The sequence below is a fragment of the Pseudomonas flavescens genome (assembly GCF_013408425.1).
In the GTDB taxonomy this organism is placed as follows: Bacteria; Pseudomonadota; Gammaproteobacteria; order Pseudomonadales; family Pseudomonadaceae; genus Aquipseudomonas; species Aquipseudomonas fulva_A.
Window position 1 is genome coordinate 2,637,976 of record NZ_JACBYV010000001.1, and the last position, 25,408, is coordinate 2,663,383.

19 protein-coding genes are annotated in these 25,408 nt (G+C 63.1%); 10 read left to right on the forward strand and 9 right to left on the reverse strand.

The genetic code is table 11. The annotated features are described in order from the left end of the window. Positions 1-224 precede the first annotated feature (224 nt). Entirely contained in the window at positions 225-2,009 is a 1,785-nt protein-coding gene (locus tag FHR27_RS11770) for a bifunctional diguanylate cyclase/phosphodiesterase (protein ID WP_042556146.1), read from the forward strand. Here FHR27_RS11770 and FHR27_RS11775 read toward each other — a convergent pair. The 3 genes from FHR27_RS11775 to FHR27_RS11785 form a co-directional block, all read right to left on the reverse strand. Further along, positions 1,991-2,356 carry a hypothetical protein gene (locus FHR27_RS11775; protein ID WP_179538653.1) on the reverse strand — a complete coding sequence of 122 codons (366 nt, stop codon included), beginning with the start codon at positions 2,354-2,356 and terminating at the stop codon, positions 1,991-1,993. The two genes, FHR27_RS11770 and FHR27_RS11775, sit on opposite strands and share 19 nt — an antisense overlap. Beyond that, positions 2,353-2,679, reverse strand: coding sequence for a helix-turn-helix domain-containing protein (locus FHR27_RS11780; RefSeq protein WP_042556148.1), 327 nt, complete (start codon positions 2,677-2,679; stop codon positions 2,353-2,355). Before FHR27_RS11780 ends, FHR27_RS11775 begins: the two co-directional genes overlap by 4 nt. A gap of 131 nt (positions 2,680-2,810) precedes the next feature. Beyond that, complete coding sequence (locus tag FHR27_RS11785; RefSeq protein WP_042556149.1) at positions 2,811-3,368, reverse strand: TetR/AcrR family transcriptional regulator; 558 nt, start codon at positions 3,366-3,368, stop codon at positions 2,811-2,813. Positions 3,369-3,556: 188 nt separating this feature from the next. Between FHR27_RS11785 and FHR27_RS11790 the strand changes: the two genes are divergently transcribed. The 3 genes from FHR27_RS11790 to FHR27_RS11800 are packed head-to-tail and all read left to right on the forward strand — an operon-like array spanning position 3,557 to position 9,319. Continuing rightward, positions 3,557-4,723 carry an efflux RND transporter periplasmic adaptor subunit gene (locus tag FHR27_RS11790; RefSeq protein WP_042556150.1) on the forward strand — a complete coding sequence of 389 codons (1,167 nt, stop codon included), beginning with the start codon at positions 3,557-3,559 and terminating at the stop codon, positions 4,721-4,723. Positions 4,724-4,737: 14 nt separating this feature from the next. Continuing rightward, positions 4,738-7,872, forward strand: coding sequence for an efflux RND transporter permease subunit (locus FHR27_RS11795; RefSeq protein ID WP_042556151.1), 3,135 nt, complete (start codon positions 4,738-4,740; stop codon positions 7,870-7,872). Between the two features lie 4 nt (positions 7,873-7,876). Then, positions 7,877-9,319, forward strand: coding sequence for an efflux transporter outer membrane subunit (locus tag FHR27_RS11800; protein WP_042556152.1), 1,443 nt, complete (start codon positions 7,877-7,879; stop codon positions 9,317-9,319). 65 nt (positions 9,320-9,384) lie between these two features. Here FHR27_RS11800 and FHR27_RS27445 read toward each other — a convergent pair whose 3' ends face one another. Beyond that, positions 9,385-11,010 (reverse strand): methyl-accepting chemotaxis protein, encoded by a 1,626-nt coding sequence (locus FHR27_RS27445; protein ID WP_179538654.1) that lies wholly within the window; start codon positions 11,008-11,010, stop codon positions 9,385-9,387. A gap of 97 nt (positions 11,011-11,107) precedes the next feature. Then, complete coding sequence (locus FHR27_RS11810; RefSeq protein ID WP_179538655.1) at positions 11,108-11,908, reverse strand: EAL domain-containing protein; 801 nt, start codon at positions 11,906-11,908, stop codon at positions 11,108-11,110. Positions 11,909-12,357: 449 nt separating this feature from the next. On the opposite strand from FHR27_RS11810, the gene FHR27_RS11815 reads away from it, so the two are divergent. Beyond that, the gene (locus FHR27_RS11815) at positions 12,358-13,359 is read left to right on the forward strand and encodes an AraC family transcriptional regulator (protein WP_179538656.1); all 1,002 of its coding nucleotides are present in this window, start codon (positions 12,358-12,360) and stop codon (positions 13,357-13,359) included. A gap of 32 nt (positions 13,360-13,391) precedes the next feature. Here FHR27_RS11815 and FHR27_RS11820 read toward each other — a convergent pair whose 3' ends face one another. From FHR27_RS11820 to FHR27_RS11830, 3 genes are read right to left on the reverse strand one after another with little or no spacing between them, the layout of a single operon-like run. Beyond that, complete coding sequence (locus FHR27_RS11820; RefSeq protein WP_179538657.1) at positions 13,392-15,134, reverse strand: aryl-sulfate sulfotransferase; 1,743 nt, start codon at positions 15,132-15,134, stop codon at positions 13,392-13,394. 50 nt (positions 15,135-15,184) lie between these two features. Next, positions 15,185-16,507, reverse strand: coding sequence for an aryl-sulfate sulfotransferase (locus FHR27_RS11825; protein ID WP_179538658.1), 1,323 nt, complete (start codon positions 16,505-16,507; stop codon positions 15,185-15,187). 10 nt (positions 16,508-16,517) lie between these two features. Then, positions 16,518-18,869, reverse strand: coding sequence for a TonB-dependent receptor (locus FHR27_RS11830; protein ID WP_179538659.1), 2,352 nt, complete (start codon positions 18,867-18,869; stop codon positions 16,518-16,520). Positions 18,870-19,060: 191 nt separating this feature from the next. On the opposite strand from FHR27_RS11830, the gene FHR27_RS11835 reads away from it, so the two are divergent. The 5 genes from FHR27_RS11835 to FHR27_RS11855 all read left to right on the forward strand — a co-directional run bounded on the left by FHR27_RS11835 (position 19,061) and on the right by FHR27_RS11855 (position 23,898). Next, on the forward strand, positions 19,061-20,014 hold the full coding sequence (locus FHR27_RS11835) for a LysR family transcriptional regulator (RefSeq protein ID WP_179538660.1): 954 nt from the start codon (positions 19,061-19,063) through the stop codon (positions 20,012-20,014). 92 nt (positions 20,015-20,106) lie between these two features. Continuing rightward, the gene (locus FHR27_RS11840) at positions 20,107-20,259 is read left to right on the forward strand and encodes a hypothetical protein (RefSeq protein WP_179538661.1); all 153 of its coding nucleotides are present in this window, start codon (positions 20,107-20,109) and stop codon (positions 20,257-20,259) included. Between the two features lie 34 nt (positions 20,260-20,293). Further along, on the forward strand, positions 20,294-21,346 hold the full coding sequence (locus tag FHR27_RS11845) for an ABC transporter substrate-binding protein (RefSeq protein ID WP_179538662.1): 1,053 nt from the start codon (positions 20,294-20,296) through the stop codon (positions 21,344-21,346). 156 nt (positions 21,347-21,502) lie between these two features. After that, a complete protein-coding gene (locus tag FHR27_RS11850; RefSeq protein ID WP_179538663.1) occupies positions 21,503-23,083 on the forward strand; it encodes an ABC transporter permease in 1,581 nt (526 codons plus the stop codon). Next, entirely contained in the window at positions 23,080-23,898 is an 819-nt protein-coding gene (locus FHR27_RS11855; protein WP_179538664.1) for an ABC transporter ATP-binding protein, read from the forward strand. The genes FHR27_RS11850 and FHR27_RS11855 overlap by 4 nt, the downstream gene beginning before the upstream one ends. Before the next feature lie 135 nt (positions 23,899-24,033). On the opposite strand, the gene glpT is transcribed toward FHR27_RS11855, so the two are convergent. Continuing rightward, positions 24,034-25,380 carry a glycerol-3-phosphate transporter gene (gene glpT / locus FHR27_RS11860; RefSeq protein WP_179538665.1) on the reverse strand — a complete coding sequence of 449 codons (1,347 nt, stop codon included), beginning with the start codon at positions 25,378-25,380 and terminating at the stop codon, positions 24,034-24,036. Positions 25,381-25,408 lie beyond the last annotated feature (28 nt).

Genomic DNA, 25,408 nt, shown 5'->3' on the forward strand with positions numbered 1-25,408 from the left:
AGAAGGGCGTCGTGCATACGACGCCCTTTTTTGTGCCCGCATCGATGGCGACCTGCTCATGGCCGCCGGAGCGAAGGGCGTAACGCTATCCAGCCGATTGACTGATGGCACTCAGCCTTCATTAAACGGTCATCAATCTGTAGTGAAATCCCGAGCATTCAGCAGTATTCATCCGCGAGTGGCCACGCCGCTCGTTCGCTCCCCGATTTCACTAGAGACCTGCCATGACCGTCACCGAGCAATTGAGCGCGCTGGGCCAAATCCTCGCGCACGGCGGCCTGCATAGCCTGTTTCAGCCCATCGTGTCGCTCTCCGAGCGGCGCATTCTTGGCTATGAAGCGCTCACCCGCGGGCCGTCCAACAGCCCGCTGCACTCGCCAATCACGCTGTTCGCCGCGGCGCGGCAAACCGGCCTGCTCAACGAGCTGGAAATGGCCTGCCGCAAGAGCGCCTGCCGGCGCTTCAGCGAACTGAAACTGGACGGCCTGCTGTTTCTCAACGTATCGCCGGATTCGCTGCTCGATGCCCGGCACCAGCCGGGACGAACGCTGCAGTTGCTGCAGACTTACGGCATTCCCCCCAGCCGGGTGGTGATCGAGCTGACGGAGCAGTCGCCCACCGACGACTTCAACCTGCTCGACACCGCCCTACACCATTACCGGGACATGGGCTTCTCCATCGCCCTGGACGATCTCGGCGCCGGTTACTCGAGCCTGCGCCTGTGGTCGGAGCTGCGCCCCGATTACGTGAAGATCGACCGCCACTTCATCGATGGTATCCATCAGGATGCGGTCAAGCGCGAGTTCGTCGGCTCGATCCTGCAGATGGCCAAGGCCTCCCGGGCACAGGTGATCGCCGAAGGCATCGAACTCGAGGAAGAGCTGGCGGTGCTCTGCGAAATGGGCGTGGACCTGCTTCAGGGCTACCTGCTCTGTCGCCCTCAAGACCAGCCACCGACCGACGCCAGTGCACTGCTGCCCGAGCCAGGCTCCTCGCCGACCTCGCTCAGCGAAGAAGGCAGTGACCTCACTGCCCTGCTCAACGAACACCCATCGGTATCCATCAACACGCCCACCGCCGATGTGCTCGAAGCCTTCCGTGCCCAGGCCAACCTCAACTCGCTGGCGGTACTGGACGAGGATCGGCGACCGGTAGGCATCGTGCATCGCCATTCGCTGTCGGAGGTATTGCTCAAACCCTTCGCCACCGAGCTGTTCGCTCGCAAGCCGATCAGCCGCCTGATGAGCAACGACTTTCTTGCCGTGGAAATCAGCCAGTCGCTGCAAAAGGTCAGCCGCCTGCTGACCAGCCGTGCGCGCCAGCGTATCGAGGAAGACTTCGTGATTACCGTGGACGGCCACTACCTTGGCCTCGGTCGGGTCATCGACGTGCTCAAGCTGATCACCGAACTGAAGATCCAGCAGGCCCGTTACGCCAACCCGCTGACCCTGCTTCCGGGTAACGTGCCCATCCAGCAGTGCCTGACCCGGCTGTTGCAGCAGAGCCGCGAAGCGGTGGTCTGCTATGTCGACATCGACAGCTTCAAACCCTTCAACGACCTCTACGGTTACGCCAAGGGCGACGAAGTGCTGCTGTGCCTGGCGCATTGCCTCAACGAAAGGATCGACCCGACACGTGACTTCGTCGGCCATATCGGTGGTGACGACTTCCTGCTGGTGTTCGGCTCGAAGGACTGGCGTGCGCGCCTCAATCGGCTGCTGGAGGACTTTCAGGGGCAGTGCCGGCGGTTCTATCTGGATGAGCATCTGGATGCTGGCTGTTTCGTCAGCCACAACCGCCAGGGGCAACGGGAGGAGTTCGCGCTGCTGTCGCTGTCACTCGGCGTCGTTCATCTGCATCCGCAACACTGCACGCTGCTGGACGCCAGCGAGCTGGCTGGTCTGGCCTCGGAAGCCAAGCGCCATGCCAAGGCGATACCCGGTTACAGCCTGCACGTGATCGATACGCACACCCTGCAGGGCGCGCTCACTCAGGGTTCTGCGGGGTAATCGAACTCGAACACCCGGGCCACTTCGGACGCGTGCCACGAGGCGGCCGCAACGCCGTCAGAGGCACCCTCGAAGCGCCCCAGGCGGGTCACGCATTCGAAGAAACCGGTGCGCGGCAGGCGGCTGGCTCCCTGGCTGATGACCAGCGCGCTGCGCAGTGGGCGCTCGCCGCGGGCATCCAGTGCGGCCAGGTGTTCGAGAGCCGCGGTCAGGGTCTGCATGGCGGGCGCCGGCAGCGCCAGGCGTTCGATCAGCGCGCGATAGGTCAGCAGGTGGCGCTGCCGCCGCGCATCGTCCAGTGCGGCCAGCAGGGCGTCCCAGTGCACGCGGCTGATGCGCACGCTCATGCACCCGCCTCCCAGCCGGAAATGCCGAGTACCCAGGCCAAGGCACGCAGGATCGCGGCATCGGGCTGCCGCTCGCCACTTTCGATCATGCCCAGGTAATGAGGACTGATGCCCACGGCGCGGGCCAGCTCATCACGGCTCAAGCCCTTGCCCTCGCGCAGTGTGGCCAGTTGGGCCAGGGGTTTGGGGGCATCGGCGGTGGGCTTTTCGGTAGCCGGTGCCGCCGCACTCTTGCCTGCAGCCTGCAGCAGCGCCTGGTATTCGGCCCAGGGCAATACCGCGTACTCGGGTTCGCCGTCGCGCTCGATCACCTGTAGATTCATGCTTAATTTCTCCGCGAGGCGCAGCGTCCCTCTGCGTGGTCCGGCCTGGGCGATAGCGCCTGCCGTGTTGTTCGCGCATCTTATCAGCGATCCCGCACCCAGCGCTCGTCACACGATCGCCGCCGCGGCGATCATCGCCCCGCGGCAGCGCCCTGCATGAAGAACTGCATCAGCGAGGTGCCCATGCTGGCCCGTGCGACCCGACCACGACGTTCACCATCGACGAGCCCGAACAGCAGGGAGGCGAAGAGCTCGGTCAGCACTGGCGCACCGATGTCGATGCGAAATACATGCTCGCGCTGCCCACGCAGGAAGAACTGATCCAGGGCGTTGGTATAGGGCAACCAGCGTGCATCTTCACCGCACTCATGCAGCGAGTCCGGGCGCCACTGGAACATCAGGAATACCAGCAGATCACGGTGAACCAGATGGCCGTCCACCAACCGCTGCAATGCCTCCGGCGCTGGCGAGTTCTGCAGGTCGGCTTCGGCGATGACCGTGTTCATGACCACCGAGCCGTAATCGAAGAGCATGTCGATCAGATTGTCGCGAGTACCGCAAAAACGATTCAAGGTGGCCTTGCTCACCCCTGCGGCCTGAGCTATTTCCTTGAAGGTGCCACGCGGGTGCTCGACCATGGCAACGGCCAGGGCCTTGAGCAATTTCTCTTCAGCGGCAGGTTTATCCATCAAAACAGTCTTCACTCATTCAGTGGTGGCGGCGCGCCATTGTGCAGGAAAAACCTTTTTCTTCAAAAGGACGGTCAAGTTTAGTCACAAAAAATGCAAATGAGTCAATATTGACTCATTTGCATTATCAGCTGATCATTCGCGCCTTTCGAGAACTAACTAATGAGGGGCATCGCCCCAGGTGAAGCATGAGCAGGATTCGCGAACGTTGCGTTTTTTCGGCGATAACCCTTTTGGTGGCGATCAGCCTCGCCGGCTGTGACAAAGGCGAGCAAGGCTGGGGCGAAGCGCCTCCCCGCGAAGTCGATGTACTGACCGTCAAGACCGAGCCCTTCACCGTGGTCGCCGAGTTGCCGGGCCGTATCGAGCCCGTGCGCGTCGCCGAAGTGCGCGCCCGGGTCGCCGGTATCGTACTCAAGCGCACCTTCGAGGAAGGCGCCGACGTCAAGGCAGGCGACCTGCTGTTCCAGATCGACCCTGCCCCGTTCAAGGCGGCGCTGTCCCGGGCCGAGGGCGAACTGGCCCGCGCCGAAGCGCAGCTGTTCCAGGCTCAAGCCACCGTCAAACGCTACGAGCCGCTGGTCAAGATAGACGCGGTCAGTCAGCAGGACTTCGATGTCGCCCGTGCGGCCCTGCAAAGCGCCCAGGCTGACAAACGCTCGGCTCAGGCCAATGTGGAAACCGCCAAGCTGGACGTGGGTTATGCCCAGGTGCGTGCGCCCATCGCCGGCCGTATCGGTCGTGCGCAGGTCACCGAGGGCGCGCTGGTCGGTCAGGGCGAAACCACCCTGCTCGCACGCATCCAGCAACTCGACCCGGTGTACGCCGACTTCACCCAGCCAGCCGCCGACGCCTTGCGCCTGCGCGCCGCCATCGCCGACGGCAAGGTGTCCGGTGACGGCGACAAGACGCTGTCGCTGCGCGTCGACGGCACCGATATCGAGAGCAAAGGCACCCTGCTGTTCACCGATATCTCGGTGGACCGCAGTACCGGCCAGATCGCCCTGCGCGGACGCTTCGACAACCCGAATGGCGTGTTGCTGCCGGGCATGTACGTGCGCGTGCGCACGCCGCAGGGCCTCGATCAGGATGCCATCCTGGTACCGCAACGCGCCGTGCAACGCGCTGCGGACGGCAAGGCCAGCGTGATGCTGCTCGGCGCCGAGAACACCGTGGAAGTGCGACCGGTCACCACCGGCGCCATGCAAGGCGCGCGCTGGCAGATCACCGAAGGCCTGAAAGCCGGCGACCAGATCATCACCAGCTCCCTGGCGGCAATCCGACCGGGCGCCAAAGTCGTACCGCGCCAGCCAGGCGCTGAAGCGCAGAACGACACCACTCCCCAGGCGCAATAAGTCGGAGCAACGACATGTCCTTGTTTTTCATCCGGCGCCCCAATTTTGCCTGGGTAGTCGCCTTATTCATCACCATGGGTGGCTTGCTGGCCATCCCCTTTCTGCCGGTGGCACAATACCCCAACGTGGCGCCGCCACAGATCACCGTCACCGCGACCTACCCGGGCGCTTCGGCACAGGTGCTGACCGACTCGGTCACCAGCGTGATCGAAGAAGAGCTCAACGGTGCGAAGAACCTGCTGTACTTCGAGTCCACCAGCAACGCCAACGGTATCGCTGAAATTACCGTGACCTTCCAGCCCGGAACCAATCCCGAGCTGGCCCAGGTCGACGTGCAGAACCGCTTGAAACGTGCCGAGGCGCGTATGCCTCAAGCGGTTCTTACCCTGGGCATCCAGACCGAGCAGGCCACTGCCGGCTTTCTGCTGATCTACGCGCTGAGCTACAAGGACGGCAGCGCCAACGACGACACCACGGCGCTGGCCGACTATGCGGCGCGCAACATCAACAACGAGATCCGCCGTGTGCCGGGCGTCGGCAAGCTGCAGTTCTTCGCCTCCGAAGCCGCCATGCGCGTGTGGATCGACCCGCAGAAACTGGTCGGGTACGGCCTGTCGATCGACGACGTCAACAACGCCATTCGTGCCCAGAACGTACAGGTACCGGCGGGCGCCTTTGGCAGCACGCCGGGTACGGCGGAGCAGGAGCTGACCGCGACCCTGGCGGTCAAGGGCACTCTGGATAATCCGGAAGAGTTCGCCGCCATCGTGCTGCGCGCCAACCAGGACGGCTCGCGCCTGACCCTGGGCGATGTCGCACGCATCGAAATCGGCAGCCAGGATTACAACTTCGGCTCACGCCAGGACGGCAAGCCGGCGGTTGCCGCCGCCGTGCAGCTGGCGCCGGGCGCCAACGCCATCCAGACGGCCGAAGCGGTCAAGCAGCGTCTCACCGAGCTGTCGGCCAACTTCCCGGACAACGTGCAATTCTCCACGCCCTACGACACCTCGCGGTTCGTCGACGTGGCCATCGACAAGGTCATCATGACCCTGATCGAAGCCATGGTGCTGGTGTTCCTGGTGATGTTCCTGTTCCTGCAGAACGTGCGTTACACCCTGATTCCGGGGATCGTGGTGCCGGTGTGCCTGCTCGGTACGCTGACCTTCATGTACCTGCTCGGCTTCTCGGTGAACATGATGACCATGTTCGGCATGGTGCTGGCCATCGGCATTCTGGTGGACGATGCCATCGTGGTGGTGGAAAACGTCGAGCGGATCATGGCCGAAGAAGGCCTGGAGCCCCTGCCGGCGACCATCAAGGCCATGGGCCAGGTCTCCGGAGCGATCATCGGCATCACCCTGGTGCTGTCGGCGGTGTTCCTGCCGCTGGCGTTCATGGCCGGCTCGGTGGGCGTGATCTACCAGCAGTTCTCGCTGTCGCTGGCGGTGTCGATCCTGTTCTCGGGTTTCCTCGCCCTGACCTTCACCCCGGCCCTGTGCGCCACCCTGCTCAAACCGATTCCCCAGGGTCATCACGAAAAGACCGGCTTCTTCGGCTGGTTCAACCGCAAGTTCACCGGGCTGACGGGCCGCTACACGAAGCTCAACAGCAAGCTGGTGCCGCGCGCCGGGCGCTTCATGCTCGTGTATCTGGGCATCGTGATTCTGATGGGTTTCTTCTACCTGCGCCTGCCGGAATCCTTCGTGCCGGTAGAAGACCAGGGCTACATGATCGTCGACATCCAGCTGCCGCCGGGGGCTACCCGCGAGCGCACCTCGACGACCGCCAAGGAACTGGAAGAATTCCTCGCCACCCGCGAGGCCGTGGCTACTTCGTTCGTGGTGCTGGGCTTCAGCTTCTCGGGCATGGGTGAAAACGCCGCCATCGCCTTCCCGCTGCTCAAGGACTGGTCCGAACGAAACGACGAGCAATCCGTGCAAGCCGAGACCGCTGCGGTCAACGGGCGCTTCGCCAACCTCGACGACGGCGCCATGATGGCCGTTCCACCGCCACCTATCGAAGGGCTGGGCAACTCGGGTGGTTTCTCCCTGCGCCTGCAGGACCGCGCCGGCCTTGGCCGTGAAGCGCTGCTCGCAGCGCGTGACGAAGTGCTGGGCAAGGTCAACGGCAATCCGCTGTTCCTCTACGGGATGATGGAAGGCCTGCCCGAAGCGCCGCAATTGCGTCTGGTCATCGACCGCGATCAGGCACGTGCCCAGGGCGTCAGCTTCGAGTCGATCAGCAGTGCGCTGTCCACCGCGTTCGGCTCATCGGTGATCAACGATTTCGCCAACGCCGGCCGCCAGCAACGCGTCGTCGTGCAGGCCGAGCAAGGCGCACGGATGACACCGGACAGCGTGCTCAAGCTGCACGTACCGAACGACAGCGGCAGCCTGGTGCCACTGAGCGCCTTCGTGACCACCCAGTGGGAAGAAGGCCCGACCCAGGTGGCCCGTTACAACGGCTACCCGTCGATCCGCATTTCCGGCGACGCCGCCCCAGGCGTCAGCACCGGCGAGGCCATGGCCGAGCTGGAGCGCATCGCCGGTGAACTGCCGGAGGGCATCGGCTACGAATGGACGGGCCTGTCCTACCAGGAGAAGGTCGCCAGCGGTCAGGCGGTGATGCTCTTCGCCCTGGCCATCGTGGTGGTGTTCCTGCTGCTGGTCGCCCTCTACGAGAGCTGGGCGATTCCGCTGACGGTGATGCTCATCGTGCCGGTCGGCGCCCTCGGCGCGGTACTTGCGGTGACGGCCATCGGCCTGCCCAACGACGTGTACTTCAAGGTCGGCCTGATCACCGTGATCGGCCTGGCGGCGAAGAACGCCATCCTCATCGTCGAGTTCGCCAAGGATCTGTGGGAAGACGGTTATTCCCTGCGCGATGCCGCCATCGAAGCCGCACGCCTGCGCTTCCGGCCGATCATCATGACCTCCATGGCCTTCATGCTCGGCGTGGTCCCCCTGGTGATCGCGAGCGGCGCCGGCGCTGCCAGCCAGCGCGCCATCGGCACCGGGGTACTTGGCGGCATGTTCAGCGCAACCTTGCTCGGGGTGATCTTCGTGCCGATCTTCTTCGTCTGGCTGCTTTCGCTGCTGCGTACCAAGCCGAAGCAGACCGACAATCACCCCCTGCATAAAGCGGAGTAATGCCATGACTTCCCACATCATGCTGCGCCCCGCCCTGCTGGCCCTGGCCATCACCCTCGGCGGCTGCTCACTGGCCCCTCATTACGAGCGTCCTGATGCACCGGTCGCCGAGCAATGGAGGGCCGCCAGCACGGCCGGCACCCGTGCCGACGCGCTGGACTGGCAGACCTTCATCGTCGATGCCGACCTGCGCCGCGCGGTGGACACCGCCCTGAGCAACAACCGCAGCCTGCGCCAGGCGCTGCTGGATATCGAAGCGGCGCGCGCCCAGTACCGTATACAGCGCGCCGATCGCCTGCCGTCGATCAACGCCAACGCCACCGGTAACCGCCAACGGCTGCCGGCCGATCAGTCGCAGACCGGACGCTCCGAGGTGACGAGCGTCTATCAGGTTGGCCTGGGCCTGGCAGAGTACGAAGTCGACCTGTTCGGCCGCGTGCGCAACCTTTCCGAGGCGGCACTGGAAACCTACCTGGCCACCGAGGAAGCAACCCGCGCCACGCAGATCAGCCTGATCGCCGAAGTGATCCAGGCCTACCTGACCCGCGACGGCGCATTGCGCCGCATCGCGCTGGTCGAGCAGACGCTGGACAGCCGCCTGGCCTCGCTGGATCTGGTCAGCAGGCGTCGCGAGGCCGGCACCGCCACGGCGCTGGACTACCAGGAAGCGGTCGGCCTGGCCGAACAGGCCAAGGCCGAGCGCGAGAGTACCGAGCGTCAGTTGCGCCAGGCGGACAACGCCCTGGTGCTGCTGCTCGGCACCCCGGACGTGGAGCGCCTGCTGCCCGCCAAACCGCGCGACAACCTGATGGTGCTGCAGGACATCGCCCCAGGTACCACCTCGGCGCTGATCGAGCGGCGCCCGGACATTCTGGCCAGCGAACACCGCCTCAAGGCACGCAACGCCGATATCGGTGCTGCCCGTGCGGCGTTCTTCCCGCGCATCACCCTGACCGGTTCGGTAGGCAGTTCCAGCACCGAGCTGTCGGGGCTGTTCGATGGCGGCTCGCGGGCCTGGAGCTTCGCGCCAAGCCTATCGCTGCCGATCTTCGCCGGTGGCCGCAACCGTGCCAATCTGGACCTCGCCGAAGTCCGCCAGGACGCTGCGGTGGCTGAATACGAAGGCACCATCCAGACCGCCTTCCGAGAAGTCGCCGACGCCCTCGCCGCCACCGACACGCTACGCCGCGAGGAAGCCGCGCGGCGTGCACTGGCCGACTCCAGCCGGGCTGCGGAAACCCTGGCCGAGGCGCGCTACAGAGGCGGTGTGGACGACCACCTGCGCTACCTCGACGCGCAACGCAGCAGCTTCACCGACCAGACCACCCTGATCCAGATCAGCACCGAGCGACAACTCGCCCTGGCCGACCTGTTCAGGACCCTGGGCGGTGGCTGGGCGGGCGATGGCGTGGCACGCGCGGATGCCCCGGCACCCGTGGTGCGCTGAGAAAAAGGGCGTGTTGGCAAACACCACACGCCCTTGTGCATCACCTCAGCAGCAGCCCGTTTCGGTCAGACCCGGAAGCCCGCCACCAGGCCATTGAGGCTAACGGCGAGACGGGACAGTTCCTGACTGGCCGCGCTGGTCTGGTTGGCACCCGCGGAGGTTTGCAGGGACAGATCACGAATGTTCACCAGGTTACGGTCAACCTCGCGAGCCACCTGTGCCTGCTGTTCCGAGGCGCTGGCGATCACCAGGTTGCGCTCGTTGATCGAGCCGATGGCTTGCACGATGCCGTCCAGCGCCTGACCGGCCGATTGCGCCAGGGACAGGGTCGACTCGGTGCGTACGCTGCTGCTTTCCATCGCCCTGACCGCGTGCTCGGTGCCCTGCTGGACGGTCTCGATCATCTGCTCGATTTCCTGGGTCGACTGCTGGGTACGATGCGCCAGCGCCCGCACCTCATCGGCGACCACCGCGAAACCACGACCCTGCTCGCCAGCCCTGGCCGCCTCGATGGCCGCGTTCAAGGCCAACAGGTTGGTCTGCTCGGCAATCGAACGGATCACATTGACCACCTGGCTGATGTTGCGCACGTTGCCAGCCAGCTTGCCGACCTCGTCGGACGTCGAGGTGACGTCCTGGGCCAGCAGGTGAATCGAGTCGACCGTCTGGCGCACCTGGTTCTGCCCAACGCGTGCGTTGCTGTCCGATTCACGGGAGGCTTCGGACGTGCTGACCGCGTTCTGCGCCACCTCTTCCACCGCCGCGGTCATCTGGTTGACCGCGGTAGCGGCCTGTTCGATTTCGTTGTTCTGCTGATGCAGACCGCGGGTCGAATCCTCGGTCACCGCGTGCAGCTCTTCGGAAGCGGACGCCAGCTGGTTCGAAGAATCGGCAATCTGCTGGAGGGTGCCACGCAAGCTCCCCTGCATGACGGCCAGCGCCTGCAGCAACTGAGCCGGCTCATCGTGTCCATCGTCGCTGAATGCGTGGGTGAGATCGCCGGCGGCAATGGTCTGCGCAACACCAACCGCCTTGCTCAGCGGCCTGACGATACTGCGGGTGAAGAAGATGGCCAGGAAGAGGGTCAGCAGCGTGGCGATCAACACCGCCGATACCACGATGGTGTTACCACTGCCGTACACGCTCTCACTCTCTGCCGACGCTTGCGCGGCACCCTGACGGTTGAATTCGGTCAGCCCCTGCAGCTCGCTGACGATGGTGTCGCCCTCTTCGGCCATCACCCCGGTGATCACTGCCCTGGCCCTATCACGCTGCCCACTGAGCAGCAGATCCACCACCTCGACCTGGTGCTTCATGTAGCGTTCCTTGACACTGACCAAGCGCTGATAGAGCGCACGCTCGGCCTCGGAATCGACCAGCTCCGCATAGCGCGTCTGGACGCGCTCGAGATCGGCCTTGGCGCCATCGATAGCGCCCAACGCTGCACGCCTCGCCTGGTCGTCTTCAAGGATGTAGAGACGCAAAGTCAGTGCCCTGATACGCAGCGTTGCGGTACTCAATTCGTTCAACGCCAGCGTGGAGGGAAACCACTTCGATTCGATGGCATCGGACATGCTGTCCATGCGCTTCATCTGCCCCAGGGTAGTAACCCCCAGAACCACCACGAGAATCGCCAGCGCGGCGAAAGACAGACCCGCGCGCAACCCGATTTTCACATTCCTGAACGACATCTCACCTGCTCCTGGATCACTAAATATTCTGCTCAGGCGCACGTCGCCGGGCCTGGAGGGCATATCAATTACGTGCAGTTGAGGCCTGCTCGCGCGGTCATCTCAAGGCGATGACGCAAGGCTCCTCGAGGCCATCGATCAGCGCCTTCGGCCGGGCAAAGAGAAACCCTTGCACCCACTGCGCATCGCACTCCTGGGCGATCGCCAGGTCTTCGACCGTCTCGATGCCCTCGACTACGACATGGGCGGCCAGGGTGCTGCACAGGCCGATCAGGTGCTTCAGGGTCTTGACGTGCAGGGGTGACTGCCGAGCCCGACGTATGTAGCCCTGATCGATCTTGATCAGATCGGGCTGCCCTTGCTGAATGAAGGTGAGGGTCGCGAAGCCGGACCCGAAGTCATCGATCGCCACGTGGCAACCGGTGCTTCTCAATTGATGGACGAATTCGATCGCCTTTTCATGACTGGGCTGCGCCGAACTTTCGGTTATCTCGATGACCAACCGTCGCGCCAGGTCAGCATCGTCCGCGAGCTGCTGCAGCACGCGTTCCCAGTGTGGGTCCAGCCTGGTGCTCTGCGCCGATATATTGCAGCCCAGGGTCATGCGCGGGTGACGCTGCAGCAGTGCGATCACGCGGCTGACCACGCAGCGATCGAGCTGCCTGATCGACTGCAGGCGCTCCAGAACGGCGAACGGGTTGAAACCAAGCGGTTCACCCGTGCTGCGCAGCAGCCCCTCGTGATAGAGCACGCGCTGCGCATTCGCGAGTGACACCACAGGCTGAAACGCGAGGTGAAAGAGGCCCTGCCGCAACTGCCCGTAAAAATGGCGGGCTCGAGCCTCATCGGTGGAAGCAACGGCAGTGACGGCAGCAGGCGTCTGCGCCAGGTGGATCATTGGGCTACCCGAAAATAGTTCTGCATTACACGACATTCCATATGCTGCCCCTGCGCACCTCGTCACTCGCTCGATGCATGCCCCGTGATACAGAGACGGCCCGTGAAGTCGAGCCTGGCATGGACCAGAAAACCCAGGATCGAGATGACGCGCCGCCACACCGGGACTGCGCTTGCGCCAGCTCGGGTCTGCAACGTGTTCACGAAACGCTTTATTGGTTTTATGGATCGAGGATGGAGATCAACACCGACTGACGACCAAGGCGCGGTCATATCGGCTTGTCGCAAAAAGACTGAGATAGGCTGGAGGGATGTTTATAAGCACGCTTATGTTTACATCGCCGCACAGACTCGAATAGTGTTCCCGCGCACCTGTTTCTTGTCCGCGCGCGCCACGGGCAGTCTTCATCTGCTTCGTCCCCAAAATCGCCCGCGACTCAGGAAACGCCGATGTACACGATGACGAGTACCTGCTTCCAGGTGATGGCCAAGACCTTGCTCGAACAAGGTATCGACCCGAGCAAGCTGGATCACCAACTGGTCGTTGCACTGAGCCGCGGCGCGCCGATCAGGCTGGTTCAGGTCTATGGCCTGTTTTCCCAGGCGACCGAACAGGCGAACAACCCGGATATCGGCCTCGCGACCTACGTCCATGCTCACCCGAGCATTCTTGGCGCGCAGTGCTACTCGATCATGTCCAGCCCGACCCTGGGCTGCGCGCTCAAACTGCTGGCGGACTTCCACCCACTGACCAGCAATGGCTCGCACATCCTTCTCGAACAAGGACACGGCACCTTGAAGCTGGTTGGCCTGGAAGTGGGCACGGCCCCGACGCCGGCCCCACGCGCCTTCATCGATGCCGGCGCGGCGTTGACCCTTGGCCTGATCCACTGGCTGACGCCCCACGAAAAGCCCATGCCGCTGGCAGCGGAGTTCACCTACCCCCAGCCAGAGAACACCGAACGCCTGCAGCAGCTGTTCGGCGAGAACCTGCGCTTCTCGGCGCCACACAATAGCCTGACGTTCCACGAGAAAATCAGCGACTACACCCTGCCGACGGCAGATGAAGCACTGCACGTCATGCATCAGGAATACGCCCAGGCGCGTCTCGACGACATGGTCAACGGCTCCATCGCCGCCCGCGTGGTAAGGCTATTGGTGGAGCAACTCACCCAGGGGCTCAACCCAAGCCTGAGCGAGATCGCCGACACCTTGAGCATGAGCAAACGCAGCCTGCAGCATGCGCTGGAGCGTGAGACGGTGAGTTTCACCCAGCTGTTGGAGGAGTCACGCCTGAAGCTGGCGCACAATTTTCTGCGCAACTCCAACCGCAGCCTCAAGTACATCTCGGCCACCCTGGGCTTTCGCGATCAGAGCAGCTTTCACAAGGCGAGCATGCGCTGGTTCGGCATGCCGCCGAGCCAGTACCGAAATCGTCAGGAAGAGTGCTGAGCAGGGACGCTGCCCAGCACCTCTGAGCCGACTCAGAACGCCTTATCCAGCTCGATGACCAAGGCCCGATAGCCCACGTTGCCCGGCTGGCGGCTGGTGATCTGGTATTCGGCCAGAACGTCCTGGGTACCGTATTTCACTTCGCTGAGCACCGGGCGGGTAAGCTTCTCCTTGGTGAGATAGCTCACCGAAGCCGAGTAGATCAGTTGCGTGTCAGTGTCGGCGAGGTACTCCACCACCGAGGTGATTGGGCTGTACCAGTCGTCACCGCGCTCCTTGCCATACTCCCAGACCTGCTCGACGGTGCCCTTGGCTTCATCGATGCGGTACTCCACCGCGCGGCTGTAATTGCCTTCCAGACGCGTCGGCGCGAAGTCGCGGCCCCAGCCATTGTCGAACACGGTCAACGTGCCTTTGCCGCTGAGCCACGCGGTGTGCTGGGTCCACGACCAGTCGAAACCGTCGGCGTAGCGCCCCTGTTCATCACGCGCCAGCGGCTCGCCCCGGGCATTCACGGGGGTCAACAGCTTGCCCTGCAACTCGCTGCGCCAGCCCTGGGGCGCGGCGAGGATCCACTTCACCTGCTTGTCGCGGCCGATCTTCACCACCCCTTGGTGACGCGCCGAAACGATGATGCCGTCGTCCACCGGGTCATGGGCAATGGAGTTGACGTGCGCCCAGTTGCGCCCGATACCGACGCCCGGTACATCGCCGAACGGCAGGTTGTCGCCTTCCTGCGCCTCGTTGTCGGCGAGGCTGTCACCCTTGCTCGCGCCCTCCGGCAGAAACACCGCAGCCTTGCCGAGGGTATGCAGGAGTTCGGCACGATAAGGGTCGAGAATGCGCCCCAGATCCCAGAAATCCACCACTTCACCGGACTCGTCGAGTTCGATGATCTGGTCGCGCACTGAGCGCACCTGCTTGCCATCGTCGCGCCGGTAGTCGCTGCTGCCGACGCGCAGCAGGTAGGTGCCTTTGCCGGTCTGACGAATCTCGTGGGAAAAGTCGGCGAACTTGCCCGGCAAGCGACGTTCCCACACCGGCCGCCCCAGCAGGTCATGCTTGAAGTAACGCTGACCCTGGCCCCAGATAAGCTTGCCATCGGCGGTCTGCTGGAAGCCCATGCTGGCACCCAGGCCATCGACGCGGGTCGAGTCGTGCAGGCGCTCGATGTCCAGGTACCAGCGCACCTCGCCCCGGCTATCGGTGATCCAATTGATGCCCACCGAATCCCATTCGGCGGCGCCACCCTGGGCATTCCATTTCAACTGACGGTTGCTGCCGGCGACATCCGTCAGCAGATGATTGAACAGGTACAGACGCTTCTTCAGGGACGCATCGACCTTGACCGGTTCGACCAGCGGCAAAGCGCCTTGCTGAGCGGCGATGGTCGGCAGACGTACGGCCGGCGCATAGACGCTGTAACGCTCGCGGACGCGCTCGCCTCTCAAGGTGTAGGCCACCTCCACTTCGTTGCGGTGGTCAGGGTAAAGACCGAACAGCGGAATACCGCCGTGGGTCCACAATGCCTTGTCACTCACCGGGTAATCGATATCGATGCCCTGCTCGCCACGGCCCAGCACCCGCACACGGGCATTACTGAGGGTTTGCCCACCGTCGCGGATCAGCGCGGTCAGCGGTGCGATGCCATAGGGGTTGAGCACGATGGCGCCAAGACGGCTGACCGTGGTATCGGGGATGCCGGCCGTCAGGCAGGCGCCCTCGGGAATGCCATCCTCGGCTTGGTTATCGCGGGTTTGGTTGTAATTGCTCATGGGGGCTCCAGAGAATGCGGACGACGCAGCGGCGCCGCCCACCATGGGTGTCATTGGGAAATGCGGAAGTCGCTCAGCGCTGGCGGCAGCACCGCCTTTTCACTGCGCGGCGTGCCGGCAGGAACCCAGTCGTAGGGCACGGGGGTGGCGCGGTACGACCAGTTGCTGGAGGCCTTGGAACCAAACAACGGGCCGAAATACGGGCTGACGTACTCCCAGACGATTTCACCTGCCGGGGTGACCTGGAAGAAACGCCCGAACATGCCTTCGGCGATCAAGGTGTTGCCGTTGGGCAAGCGCCGGGCGCTGCTGATGAAGGAGCTGTGAAAGGCCCACAACGGCTGGTTGGAGTCGGCCGCGCTGTATTGCCAGACGATCTGCTTGCTGATCGGGTCGATCTCGACGACACGCGACCCCGTGGTTACCGTGGCAGCGACGGGTGGATAGCCGGAGCCACCCTGGTTATCGAACACCAGAATATTGCCGGCACCCGGCAGCCCCCTGGCGATCAGGTTGGCGTCATGCAGCCCGGCCAGTTGGTCCACTGGGCGCGGTAGGGTGGTATTGCGCGTGTCCAGCTTCGGGTAGTTGGGGCCGAGGTTCCACACCACCTTGCCGGTCTTCTTGTCGATGATCGCGATGAAGTTGGCTTCTCGCGAATCGATGATCAGGTTGTCCGGGTGGAAGCGCTGGTCGCCCTGTTCGTACCATTTGTTCGGACCCAGCGCTTTGAGGTTATTGAGGTGCAGTACATCGGCCTTGTCGCTGGCGCGCACCAGTTCGAGTTGCTGCTTGCTGAAACCGAATTCTTCGAGGTGCTCGGAGGCCAGCCATTGCCAGACCACCTTGCCATTCGCGTCGACCTCATAGATCACATCGTCGATCGTTTCGTCGAGCGCAAATCCCGGAATCTTGTGTACCTTGTTGGCCAGCACCAGCGTGTTGCCATTGGCCAGCCGCTGCCCGTCGTGGTGCTGTCTGGCAGCGCCACCCGGCGCCTGGCGTGACCACTCCCACACAGGCTTGGCGTCCCAGTCGAGCACGCCGATGGCCTGGTTGTTGAGGCCATTGCCAAAGGCCCGTGGGTCCTTCTGCTCGGTTTCGGCGGTTTGTAGCATCACATCGCCGCGTCGGCCACCATTGACGGCCGGGTCGATCACCGCTGCGGGGAAACCGCGATAGGGCCATTCGCGCACCGGATTGCCATTCATGTCGATCAAGCGCGTTCGCTGATCCGCGCCGGTAAAAATCACATAGCCGTTCCAGGCCTTGGCCGGATCGTAACGCGTGACACCTGTGGGATAGACGCTGGGCGCCGCTTGTACGGCGCCAGCCAGAAACAAGCTGACAATGGTCAGTGCAGTAACTCGCATGGGCTGGTCCTCAGAAGTCGTAACGGGCAGTCATGCCCAGGGTGCGCGGGGTACCGAGTACGCCGGCGTAACCACCGTTGGCGCTGTTCCACAGGCTGGTGAAATAGGTCTTGTCGCCGGCATTCTTCAGCCACAGGGAAACGTCCCACTGCCCATCGGCGAGGTCACCGCGCAACCCTGTGGAAAGGTTGATCAGCGCATAGCTGGGGATCTGCCCGTATTCGGAGTCGTCGATGGTGCCCACGGCCCGGGAACGGAACGCATAACTGGCGTTTACATAGGGCTGCAGCCCGTTACCCAGGTCCCACAGATAGCTGCCGTTGAGGTTGGCGATCCACTTCGAAGCACCCACCACTTGATGGCCGGTCAGATCGCAGGAGGCCGGAGCGCCCGCCTGGAAGGCCACTTCCGGCGCGCAAGGCGCGTTCTCGTAATCGGTGTAGCGCACATCGTTGAACGAGCCGTTGGCGTTGAGGGTCAGCCCGCGTAGCGGCTTCCAGGTGGCTTCGGCTTCGACGCCGCGCGAGCGAACCGAGCCGGCATTGGTCAGGTACTGCGTGCGGGTGGATTGGTCATAGGCATTGGCCTGGTAACCGTTGACCTCGGTCCAGAACAGGTTGGCGTTGAACAACAGGCTGTTGTCGAGCAACGTGCTCTTGAACCCCAGTTCGGCATTGTTGGCGCGCTCGGTTCCGACCAGCAGCGAATCGACCCCTGCCGTAGGCGCTGCACCGACGGTCAGGTTGACCCCGCCGGATTTTTCGCCATGAGACAGCGACGTGTAGCCGAGCAACTGTGGATTGAACTGGTAGCTCAGGCTGAGTAACCCGGAAGGGCTGAAGCTGTGCTGGCTGAGATTGCCCGAGTCATAGGCACCGTAACGCCCCTGACGCTGTGCCGCGGCAGCACCAGTGACCGCAGCACCGCCCTGCGGCGCATCACGGGAAATCCAGGCATCCTTCTCCTCATAGGTACCGCGAATGCCGGCGGTGAAATCCAGCTTGTCGGTCAGGTGCCAGGTGCCCTGGGCAAACAGCGCATAGCTGTCGGTATCGATATGACCATTGCCGAAACTGTTGACGTTGGCCAGGGCCCCTGCTGCCGTGCCATTCCACACATCGGCCAGTGGCCCGTTCTGGTTGAACGAGCGGTTATCCAGGTCCTGCTTGAAATAGTAGGCACCGAGCACGTAATCGAATGCCCCGCCCGTGGGCGATGCCAGGCGAATTTCCTGGGAATACTGCTTGTCACGCACGGCCACGCCGGCATTGATCGATGCCGGAACGTTGAGGCCGTCGTCGTTGCGCGGGGTGAAATCCCACCAGCGATAAGCGCTGATGGAGGTCAGGGTGAAATCGTTGGGCAGTGTCCAGTTGGCCTCCACCGAAGTGCCACCCTGGAACACGGTGACCTGTTGATCGGAATCGAAGTTGACCTTGCGATCCTTGCCATACACCAGGGTCGCGCCAGCCGAGGCTGCGCGCTGCTCGTAACGGTTGACGCCATTGATGGTGGGGCCGGTGCTGTACAGCGAGAGAATGCCATTGTTGGAATCCTCTTCGTTGTACTCGCCGATCCAGCGCAGGCTGAAGGTTTCGCTGGGCTTGAACAGCAGTTGCCCGCGAAACCCCTGACGGGCACCGCCGTTCAGCGTGTCACCGTTGTGCACGTTGTCGACATAACCATCGTCGCGGGTGCGGTAAGCCGAGAATCGCCCGGCCAGGGTCTCGCTCAACGGCCCGGAAATACTGCCCTTGGTCTGGAAATAGCCGTCTTCACCGATCGAGGTCTCGATGCTGCGTTCCGGCGTGAAGGTCGGCTTGCGGGTGGTGATGTTGAGCACCCCGGCGGTGGTGTTCTTGCCGAACAGGGTGCCCTGCGGGCCACGCAACACATCGATCTGCTCGACATCCAGCAGATCGAATACGGCCATGCCTGGGCGACCCAGATAGACGTTATCCAGGTACACGCCAACGCTGCCCTCGAGACCATCGCTGGCCGGGTTGTTACCCAGGCCACGTATGGAAATGCTCGACTGCCTCGCATGCACGTAGGCAACACTGGTGCTGGGCACCAGTTGCTGGATGTCCTGCACGCGGTAGATGCGCTGATTCTCCAGCGTCTCGCCCCCCAGCACGCTGATCGGTGTCGGCACCGACTGCGCACTTTCTTCGCGGCGCCGGGCATTGACGGTCACCGTGCCCAACGCAGTGCCACTCTGTGCGGCGGGCTGAGGGGCTGGGGCTGGCTCATCGGCGCGAGCCTGCAGAGCCAAGCAGGCAGAGCCGAACAACAGCGCAGCAACCAGCGGTTTCAAGGGAATCGATAAGACGGCAGCGCGCTCGGGGTAGCTCAGGTTCATGTATTGCTCCTTGATGTCGCGGCGAGCGCTGCCGTATGGCGGAGGCGAATCGGGCGTAGAACGGATTTTTGATATTCGATACGGATCTTTATTTATGCTTACTTCGAAGTTTTCGTAATAAGCGTTTACCTTTATAAAGAGCCACGAGCCGTTGCAGCAATTGCATTCGACCGAATCTTTCCATGTAGAAAATGCATATCGATCTCCGCCAACTCCGCCACTTCGTCGCCCTCGCCGAGCACCGCAGCTTCGTTGCCGCGGCCGAAGCGGTGAGCCTTTCGCAATCCGCCTTCAGCCGCAGCATCCAGGCACTGGAGCATGCGGCTGGCTTCCAGCTGGTGGATCGGGCCAACAAGCAACTGCGTCCCACCAAGCAGGGCCTGGTGGTTCTCGAGCACGCCAGACGCCTGCTGCGCGATGCCCACGACCTGAACAACGAAATCAGCCGGTTCAACGACGCGGGCACCGGCGCCTTGCTGTTTGGCAGTGGCCCGGCCCCTGCTGCGCAACTGATTCCGCGAGCGGTGGCGCGCTTCATTGGCGACTACCCCAAGGCGCGGGTGCATTTTCAGGTCGATAACTGGCAGGAGTTGAACAAGCGTCTGGTAGCCGAGGAGATCGAGTTTTTCGTCGCTGACACCCGTCGCTTCGAGGCCGATCCGGATTACCGGATCACCCGCCTGCGCCCCCAGAAATGGCATTTCTGCTGCCGCATCGGCCACCCGCTCACCAGCAAGCCAAGCGTCAGTTGTGCGGAGCTGTTCAGTTATCCGCTGGCCACCACCTTTCGCCCGCCGAACATCCGCAAGGTGCTCACCGAATACAGCGGCCGCCGCGACTTCGCGCCAGCAGTGGAATGCGAATACAGCCATGCATTGCTCAACGTGGTGCGCTATTCGGACGCCATCGGCATCGCCAACCCGATCAACCTGCAGGACTACCTGCTCAGCGAAGAACTGCAGATCCTCGAAGTGCATGACCTGCCCTGCCACCTGGAAGAACTCAACACCCGCTATGGCATCGTCAGCCGTGTTGGCCGGGCGCTGTCGCCGCTGGCACGGGCCATGGTCGAGCAGATAGAACGCAGCGATGCCGGACTGGCCGACCAGATGGCCGGCATGCCGCTGGCACAGGTCGGGGTCTAGCAGGCCGTTGAAAAACGTAGACGAGGCAGTCAGCGCGAGGCCAATGGTGGCCCCGCAAATACAGGCGAAAAAGCGGAGCGTACGAGCGGTACATGAGCATTTTGACCGGGCTGGCGCTCCAGGCTGTTTTTAACGCAGCGATGACAACGCAGTTAGTTTTTCAACGGCCTGCCAGCCCCGTGTTGCATGTCGTGCATACAAAGTATTCCCGCTTTGCGTTTGTCAGCGCAGCACGGGCTTCGTGAAATGCCCCTCACGATTTCTCGCCGAGACCGACCTATGAAACGACTGACCTATCTGCTTTGCAGCGCCCTGCTGGCGCTGACCACCCTGGTTACCCAGGCTGCTGAACAGCCAGCGGTGATCCGCATCGGCGCTCCCGATCAGGGCGCCGGTGACAAGCCCTTCGCATCCGGCGTACTCGGCCTGGCGCATATCCGCAAACAGCTGGAAGACGCCTTCGCAGCGGATGGCATCAAGGTTGAATGGCACTTTTTCAAGGGGGCCGGCCCAGCGGTCAATGAAGCCTTCGCCAACCGCCAGCTGGATTTCGCCGGCCTCGGTGATCTGGCGGCGATCATCGGTCGCGCTTCGGGTCTGGATACCCGGCTGATCCTGGGTGGCCGTGGCGCCAACATGTACCTCGCCGCCACGCCCGAATCAGCTATCAAGAGCCTGGAAGATCTCAAGGGCAAGCGTGTTTCGGTGTACCGCGGCACGGCGGATCAACTGTCCTTCGCCCGGGTGCTGGCCGCCGCCGGCCTGAAAGAGCGCGACCTGCAAATCGTCAGCCTGGACTGGAGCGCTGCTCGTGCCGCATTGGCGGGCCGGCAGATCGATGCCGCCTGGTCCGGTATGGGCATTCTGGCGCTGAGCAAACAGGGCATCGAGTTCCCGGTCAGCACCAAGCAACTGCCGGTTACCGCCACCACCCAGACCGGCGTGATCGCCAGCAACGCCTTCATCGAAAGCTACCCCGAGGCCACCCAGAAGCTGGTCGACGTGCTGGTGAGCAATGCCGACTGGATCTCCAAGGCGGAGAACCTGGACGCCTATATCACCTTGCTCTCGCAACAGAGCGCGGTGCCCGCCGGGCTCTACGCCCGGGAATATCGCGGCGATGACCTGGCGTTTCGCGCCTCGCCACTGCTCGACAGCTTCCTGCGTCACAGCTATCAGGACAGCGTCGACAAAGCCAAGGCTCTGGGCCTTATCCGCCGCACCTTTCAAGTCGAGGAGTGGTTCGAGCCGCGCTTCGTCGAGCAGGCCATAGAACGGCAGAGCCTGCAAAAACGCTGGCAGCGCTACGACGCCTCAGGTGCGGCAGAGTGATGCGCAGCAGGCATGGAAGATATGTGGCGAATGCATTGGCCGCACGTCGGCGAGGCACTTTTAATGCGGACTCTTATTTCTCGAAAGAATTTATATTCGTTTTCTTATGCAAAAAATAACATTTAGTCATAAGCCCAGCACTGTCGGAGCGCCCACATGAGCGCCTCGCCTCTGTCCATTTCTCAGGTTCAGGGCTCCGGTGCGGCTTTCTCCACCAGCCGTTCGGTGCCCTGGCTGCTGCCGCTGGTGCTGTTTACTCTCTGGTATCTGGGCAGCCGCTTCGGCTGGATGAGTGAGCAGATTCTGCCGACCCCGGCGCTGGTCTGGCAGACCTTGCTGGAGTTGGCCCGAGACGAGCTCTGGTTCAACCTGTGCATCAGCCTGCAGCGCCTCGCCTATGGTCTGCTTGGCGGTGTGGCAGCCGGCGTACTGCTAGGCACGTTTCTGGGCAGCAGCGGCCGTGCCGAACGACTGATCTACCCGACTTTCAGCGCGCTTGCACAGGTGCCGACCCTGGCGTGGATTCCACTGTTCATGCTGCTGTTCGGTATCGGCGAAGCGCTCAAGCTGGTGGTGTTGATCAAGGCGGTGATCGTGCCGATCACCGTGCACACTCTGGTCGGTGTGCGTGATGCGCAACCGCGCCTGCGCGAAGCGGCTGCCGTACTGCGCCTGCCCTGGCACCTGCGCATCACCCGCCTGATGATTCCCGCTGCCCTGCCCTCGTTCATGGCTGGCCTGCGCCTGGCCCTGGCTACCGGCTGGTCTTCGCTACTGGCAGTGGAACTGCTGGCCTCCAGCGAGGGCATCGGTTACCTGATGGTCTGGGGACGCCAGTTGTTCATGCTGGATATCGTGTTCGTCTGCATCCTGGTCATCGGCGTGTTCGGTATCGTCTTCGACCGCGGCGTGCAATGGCTCGACGCACGCTTGATCTACTGGCCCCATCCGCCCACTGCCGAACTGCGCCTGCGCAGTCGTGCCAAGGGCTGGGCGCGCCTGCAGGCCTGGCTGTTGCCGCTGGGGCTGGCTGCCCTGTGGCAGGCTGCGGTGATGGCACGCTGGGTAGACGCGAGCATTCTGGTCGCCCCGCTGGATGTGCTGCGCACCACCTGGCAAGGCCTGGTCGACGGCAGCCTGATCCAGGCCATGCTGCAGAGCCTCGGTCGTGCGGTCGGCGGTCTGTTGCTGGGTAGCACGCTTGGCCTGCTCAGCGGGCTGATGCTGGGCTTGTACCGACCCGCCGAGCGGGTCTTCGGGCCAACCCTGAGCGCCCTGCGGCAGATCGCGATCTTCGCCTGGGTGCCACTGCTCACGGCCTGGTTCGGCCTCGGTGAACTGGCCAAAGTGGTATTCGTCAGTCTGGCCACCTTCTTCCCCTTGCTGATCGCCACCCAGCGCGGCGTCGCCAACCTGTCACCACAGCTCGACGAAGCCGCCCGCGCGCTGCGCCTGAACAGCCGCCAGCGCTTGCTGCGCCTGATTCTGCCGGGTGCCGCCCCGGCAATCTTCGCCGGTTTGAAGCTGGCCTTGATCTTCGCCTGGCTGAGCACCATCGGCGCCGAATACTTCATGCCCTCCAATGGCGGTATCGGCAGCCTGATGATCGGCGCCCAACAACTGTTCCGTATGGATCAGGTAATGGCCGGCATGCTGCTGATCGGCCTTACCGGCGCCCTGCTCAACCATCTCGGACAACTGATCGAAGCGCGCGCCACGCGCTGGAGAAACGCATGACCGCCTCAGCCCCCATCGTCAGCTTCGACAAAGTCGGCAAGTTCTTTCCCGTCGAAGCCGGCGAACTCGAAGCGATCCGCGAATTCAGCCTGCAGATCCGCGAAGGCGAATCCATCGCCATCCTGGGGTCCAGCGGCTGTGGCAAATCCACCCTGCTGCGCCTGCTGATCGGCCTCGACCACGAGTTTCGCGGCACCATCCAGATCGATGGCAAGGCAGTCGACGGCATTGGCAGTGAAAGCGCCATCGTCTTTCAGGAGCACCGCCTGTTCCCCTGGTTGAGCGTTGAGCAGAACATCGAATTGGGGCTGGTCAACGAGGGGCTGACCCAGGCCGAGCGTTTCCGTCGGGTCAACGAATTCGTTCAGCTGGTCGGCCTGGATGGTTTCCAGCGCGCCTATCCACACCAGCTCTCCGGCGGCATGGCGCAACGCGTGGCGATTGCCCGCGGCCTGGTATGCAGCCCGCGCATCCTGCTGCTCGACGAGCCGTTCGGCGCTCTCGACGCGCTGACGCGGCAGCAGATGCAGGAAGAACTGCTGACCATCCGCGCCCGTGCCGGCATCACCAGCCTGCTGGTGACCCATGATGTCGAGGAAGCCATCTTTCTCGCCGACCGCGTGGTGGTGATGGAACCGCGACCAGGACGAATCAAACGCATCGTCGATATCGACCTGCCGCATCCGCGCAACCGCAACGGCTACGAGTTCCAGCAACTGCGCGAAGAGCTGCTGTTCCAGCTGACCGGGGATGGCGAATACCGCGCTCCACCGCCGCGGGTGGAAGACCTGCCAATGGCGTCCATCGCTTGGTAGCAGTTGGGCATCGAGATAGGGAAACGATGAAAGCGGTGGGTTGAGGAGAATCATCGCCGGCCCCACCTGCCGACTTGGCGAATCAGCTCGGTCGCCTGCCGCAAAGGGCACGACGACCGAGGTGATCGATTCAGATCAAGACGCGCGCTCTTCGCTCGGCGCCTGTTTGTGCCACAGGGTCGGGATCAGGAACACGATCGCCAGCAGGCACGCGCCGATCAGCAGTACGAAGCCGCCGTCCCAGCCGAAGTGGTCGACGGTGTAGCCCATTGCCGCGCTTGCCGCGACCGAACCGCCCAGGTAACCGAACAGGCCGGTGAAGCCCGCTGCAGTACCTGCCGCCTTCTTCGGCGCCAGCTCCAGCGCGTGCAGACCGATCAACATCACCGGCCCGTAGATCAGGAAGCCGATGGAGAACAGCGCAGCCATGTCGACGATCGGGTTGCCCGGCGGATTGAGCCAGTACACCACGGTCGCGACCGTCACCAGCGCCATGAACACCACGCCGGTCAGGCCACGGTTGCCACGGAACACCTTGTCCGACATCCAGCCGCACAGCAGCGTGCCGGGAATGCCCGCCCACTCGTAGAAGAAATACGCCCAGGACGTCTTGTCGACCGAGAAGTGCTTGACCTCCTTCAGGTAGGTCGGCGCCCAGTCCAGCACACCGTAACGCAGCAGATAAACGAACACGTTGGCCAGGGCGATGAACCACAGCATCTTGTTGCGCAGGATGTACTTGACGAAGATCTCGCGGGTACTGAATTCCTTCTCGTGGCTGGCATCGTAGCCCTCCGGATAGTCATTCTTGTACTGCTCGATGGGCGGCAGGCCGACCGACTGCGGGGTATCGCGCATGGTCATGAAGGCGAACACCGCCACCAGCAACGCCACTGCAGCCGGCACGTAGAACGCCGCGTGCCAGTCGTTGAACAGCCCCATACCGACCAGGAACAGCGGCCCGATCAGGCCACCGCCGACGTTATGGGCGACGTTCCAGACCGACACCACGCCGCCACGCTCTTTCTGCGACCACCAGTGCACCATGGTTCGGCCGCTGGGCGGCCAACCCATGCCCTGTGCCCAGCCGTTGATGAATAGCAGGATGAACATCATGGTCACGCTGGAGGTAGCCCAGGGCGCGAAACCGAAAACGAACATTACGCCTGCTGACACCAGCAAACCGAACGGCAGGAAATAGCGAGGGTTGGAGCGGTCGGAAATCAGCCCCATCAGGAACTTCGACAGCCCGTAGGAGATGGCGATGGCAGACATCGCCAAGCCGAGCTGACCACGGCTGTAGCCCTCTTCCTCGATCAGGTAGGGCATGGCCAGGGAGAAGTTCTTGCGCAGCAGGTAGTAACCGGCGTAGCCGATGAATATCCCGGCGAATATCTGCCAACGCAGGCGACGGTAGGTGCTGTCTATCTGTTCTTCGGGCAGGGTTTCCCGATGAGGGGCGGGACGGAAGAAGGCGAACATCCTGAGACTCCAGTTCTTGTTTTAGCTG

Coding starts and splice junctions, on each gene's coding strand:
- FHR27_RS11770 (WP_042556146.1), top strand. CDS start 225: ATGACCGTCACCGAGCAATTGAGCGCGCTGGGCCAAATCCTCGCGCAC.
- FHR27_RS11775 (WP_179538653.1), bottom strand. CDS start 2,356: ATGAGCGTGCGCATCAGCCGCGTGCACTGGGACGCCCTGCTGGCCGCA.
- FHR27_RS11780 (WP_042556148.1), bottom strand. CDS start 2,679: ATGAATCTACAGGTGATCGAGCGCGACGGCGAACCCGAGTACGCGGTA.
- FHR27_RS11785 (WP_042556149.1), bottom strand. CDS start 3,368: ATGGATAAACCTGCCGCTGAAGAGAAATTGCTCAAGGCCCTGGCCGTT.
- FHR27_RS11790 (WP_042556150.1), top strand. CDS start 3,557: ATGAGCAGGATTCGCGAACGTTGCGTTTTTTCGGCGATAACCCTTTTG.
- FHR27_RS11795 (WP_042556151.1), top strand. CDS start 4,738: ATGTCCTTGTTTTTCATCCGGCGCCCCAATTTTGCCTGGGTAGTCGCC.
- FHR27_RS11800 (WP_042556152.1), top strand. CDS start 7,877: ATGACTTCCCACATCATGCTGCGCCCCGCCCTGCTGGCCCTGGCCATC.
- FHR27_RS27445 (WP_179538654.1), bottom strand. CDS start 11,010: ATGTCGTTCAGGAATGTGAAAATCGGGTTGCGCGCGGGTCTGTCTTTC.
- FHR27_RS11810 (WP_179538655.1), bottom strand. CDS start 11,908: ATGATCCACCTGGCGCAGACGCCTGCTGCCGTCACTGCCGTTGCTTCC.
- FHR27_RS11815 (WP_179538656.1), top strand. CDS start 12,358: ATGTACACGATGACGAGTACCTGCTTCCAGGTGATGGCCAAGACCTTG.
- FHR27_RS11820 (WP_179538657.1), bottom strand. CDS start 15,134: ATGAGCAATTACAACCAAACCCGCGATAACCAAGCCGAGGATGGCATT.
- FHR27_RS11825 (WP_179538658.1), bottom strand. CDS start 16,507: ATGCGAGTTACTGCACTGACCATTGTCAGCTTGTTTCTGGCTGGCGCC.
- FHR27_RS11830 (WP_179538659.1), bottom strand. CDS start 18,869: ATGAACCTGAGCTACCCCGAGCGCGCTGCCGTCTTATCGATTCCCTTG.
- FHR27_RS11835 (WP_179538660.1), top strand. CDS start 19,061: ATGCATATCGATCTCCGCCAACTCCGCCACTTCGTCGCCCTCGCCGAG.
- FHR27_RS11840 (WP_179538661.1), top strand. CDS start 20,107: ATGAGCATTTTGACCGGGCTGGCGCTCCAGGCTGTTTTTAACGCAGCG.
- FHR27_RS11845 (WP_179538662.1), top strand. CDS start 20,294: ATGAAACGACTGACCTATCTGCTTTGCAGCGCCCTGCTGGCGCTGACC.
- FHR27_RS11850 (WP_179538663.1), top strand. CDS start 21,503: ATGAGCGCCTCGCCTCTGTCCATTTCTCAGGTTCAGGGCTCCGGTGCG.
- FHR27_RS11855 (WP_179538664.1), top strand. CDS start 23,080: ATGACCGCCTCAGCCCCCATCGTCAGCTTCGACAAAGTCGGCAAGTTC.
- glpT (WP_179538665.1), bottom strand. CDS start 25,380: ATGTTCGCCTTCTTCCGTCCCGCCCCTCATCGGGAAACCCTGCCCGAA.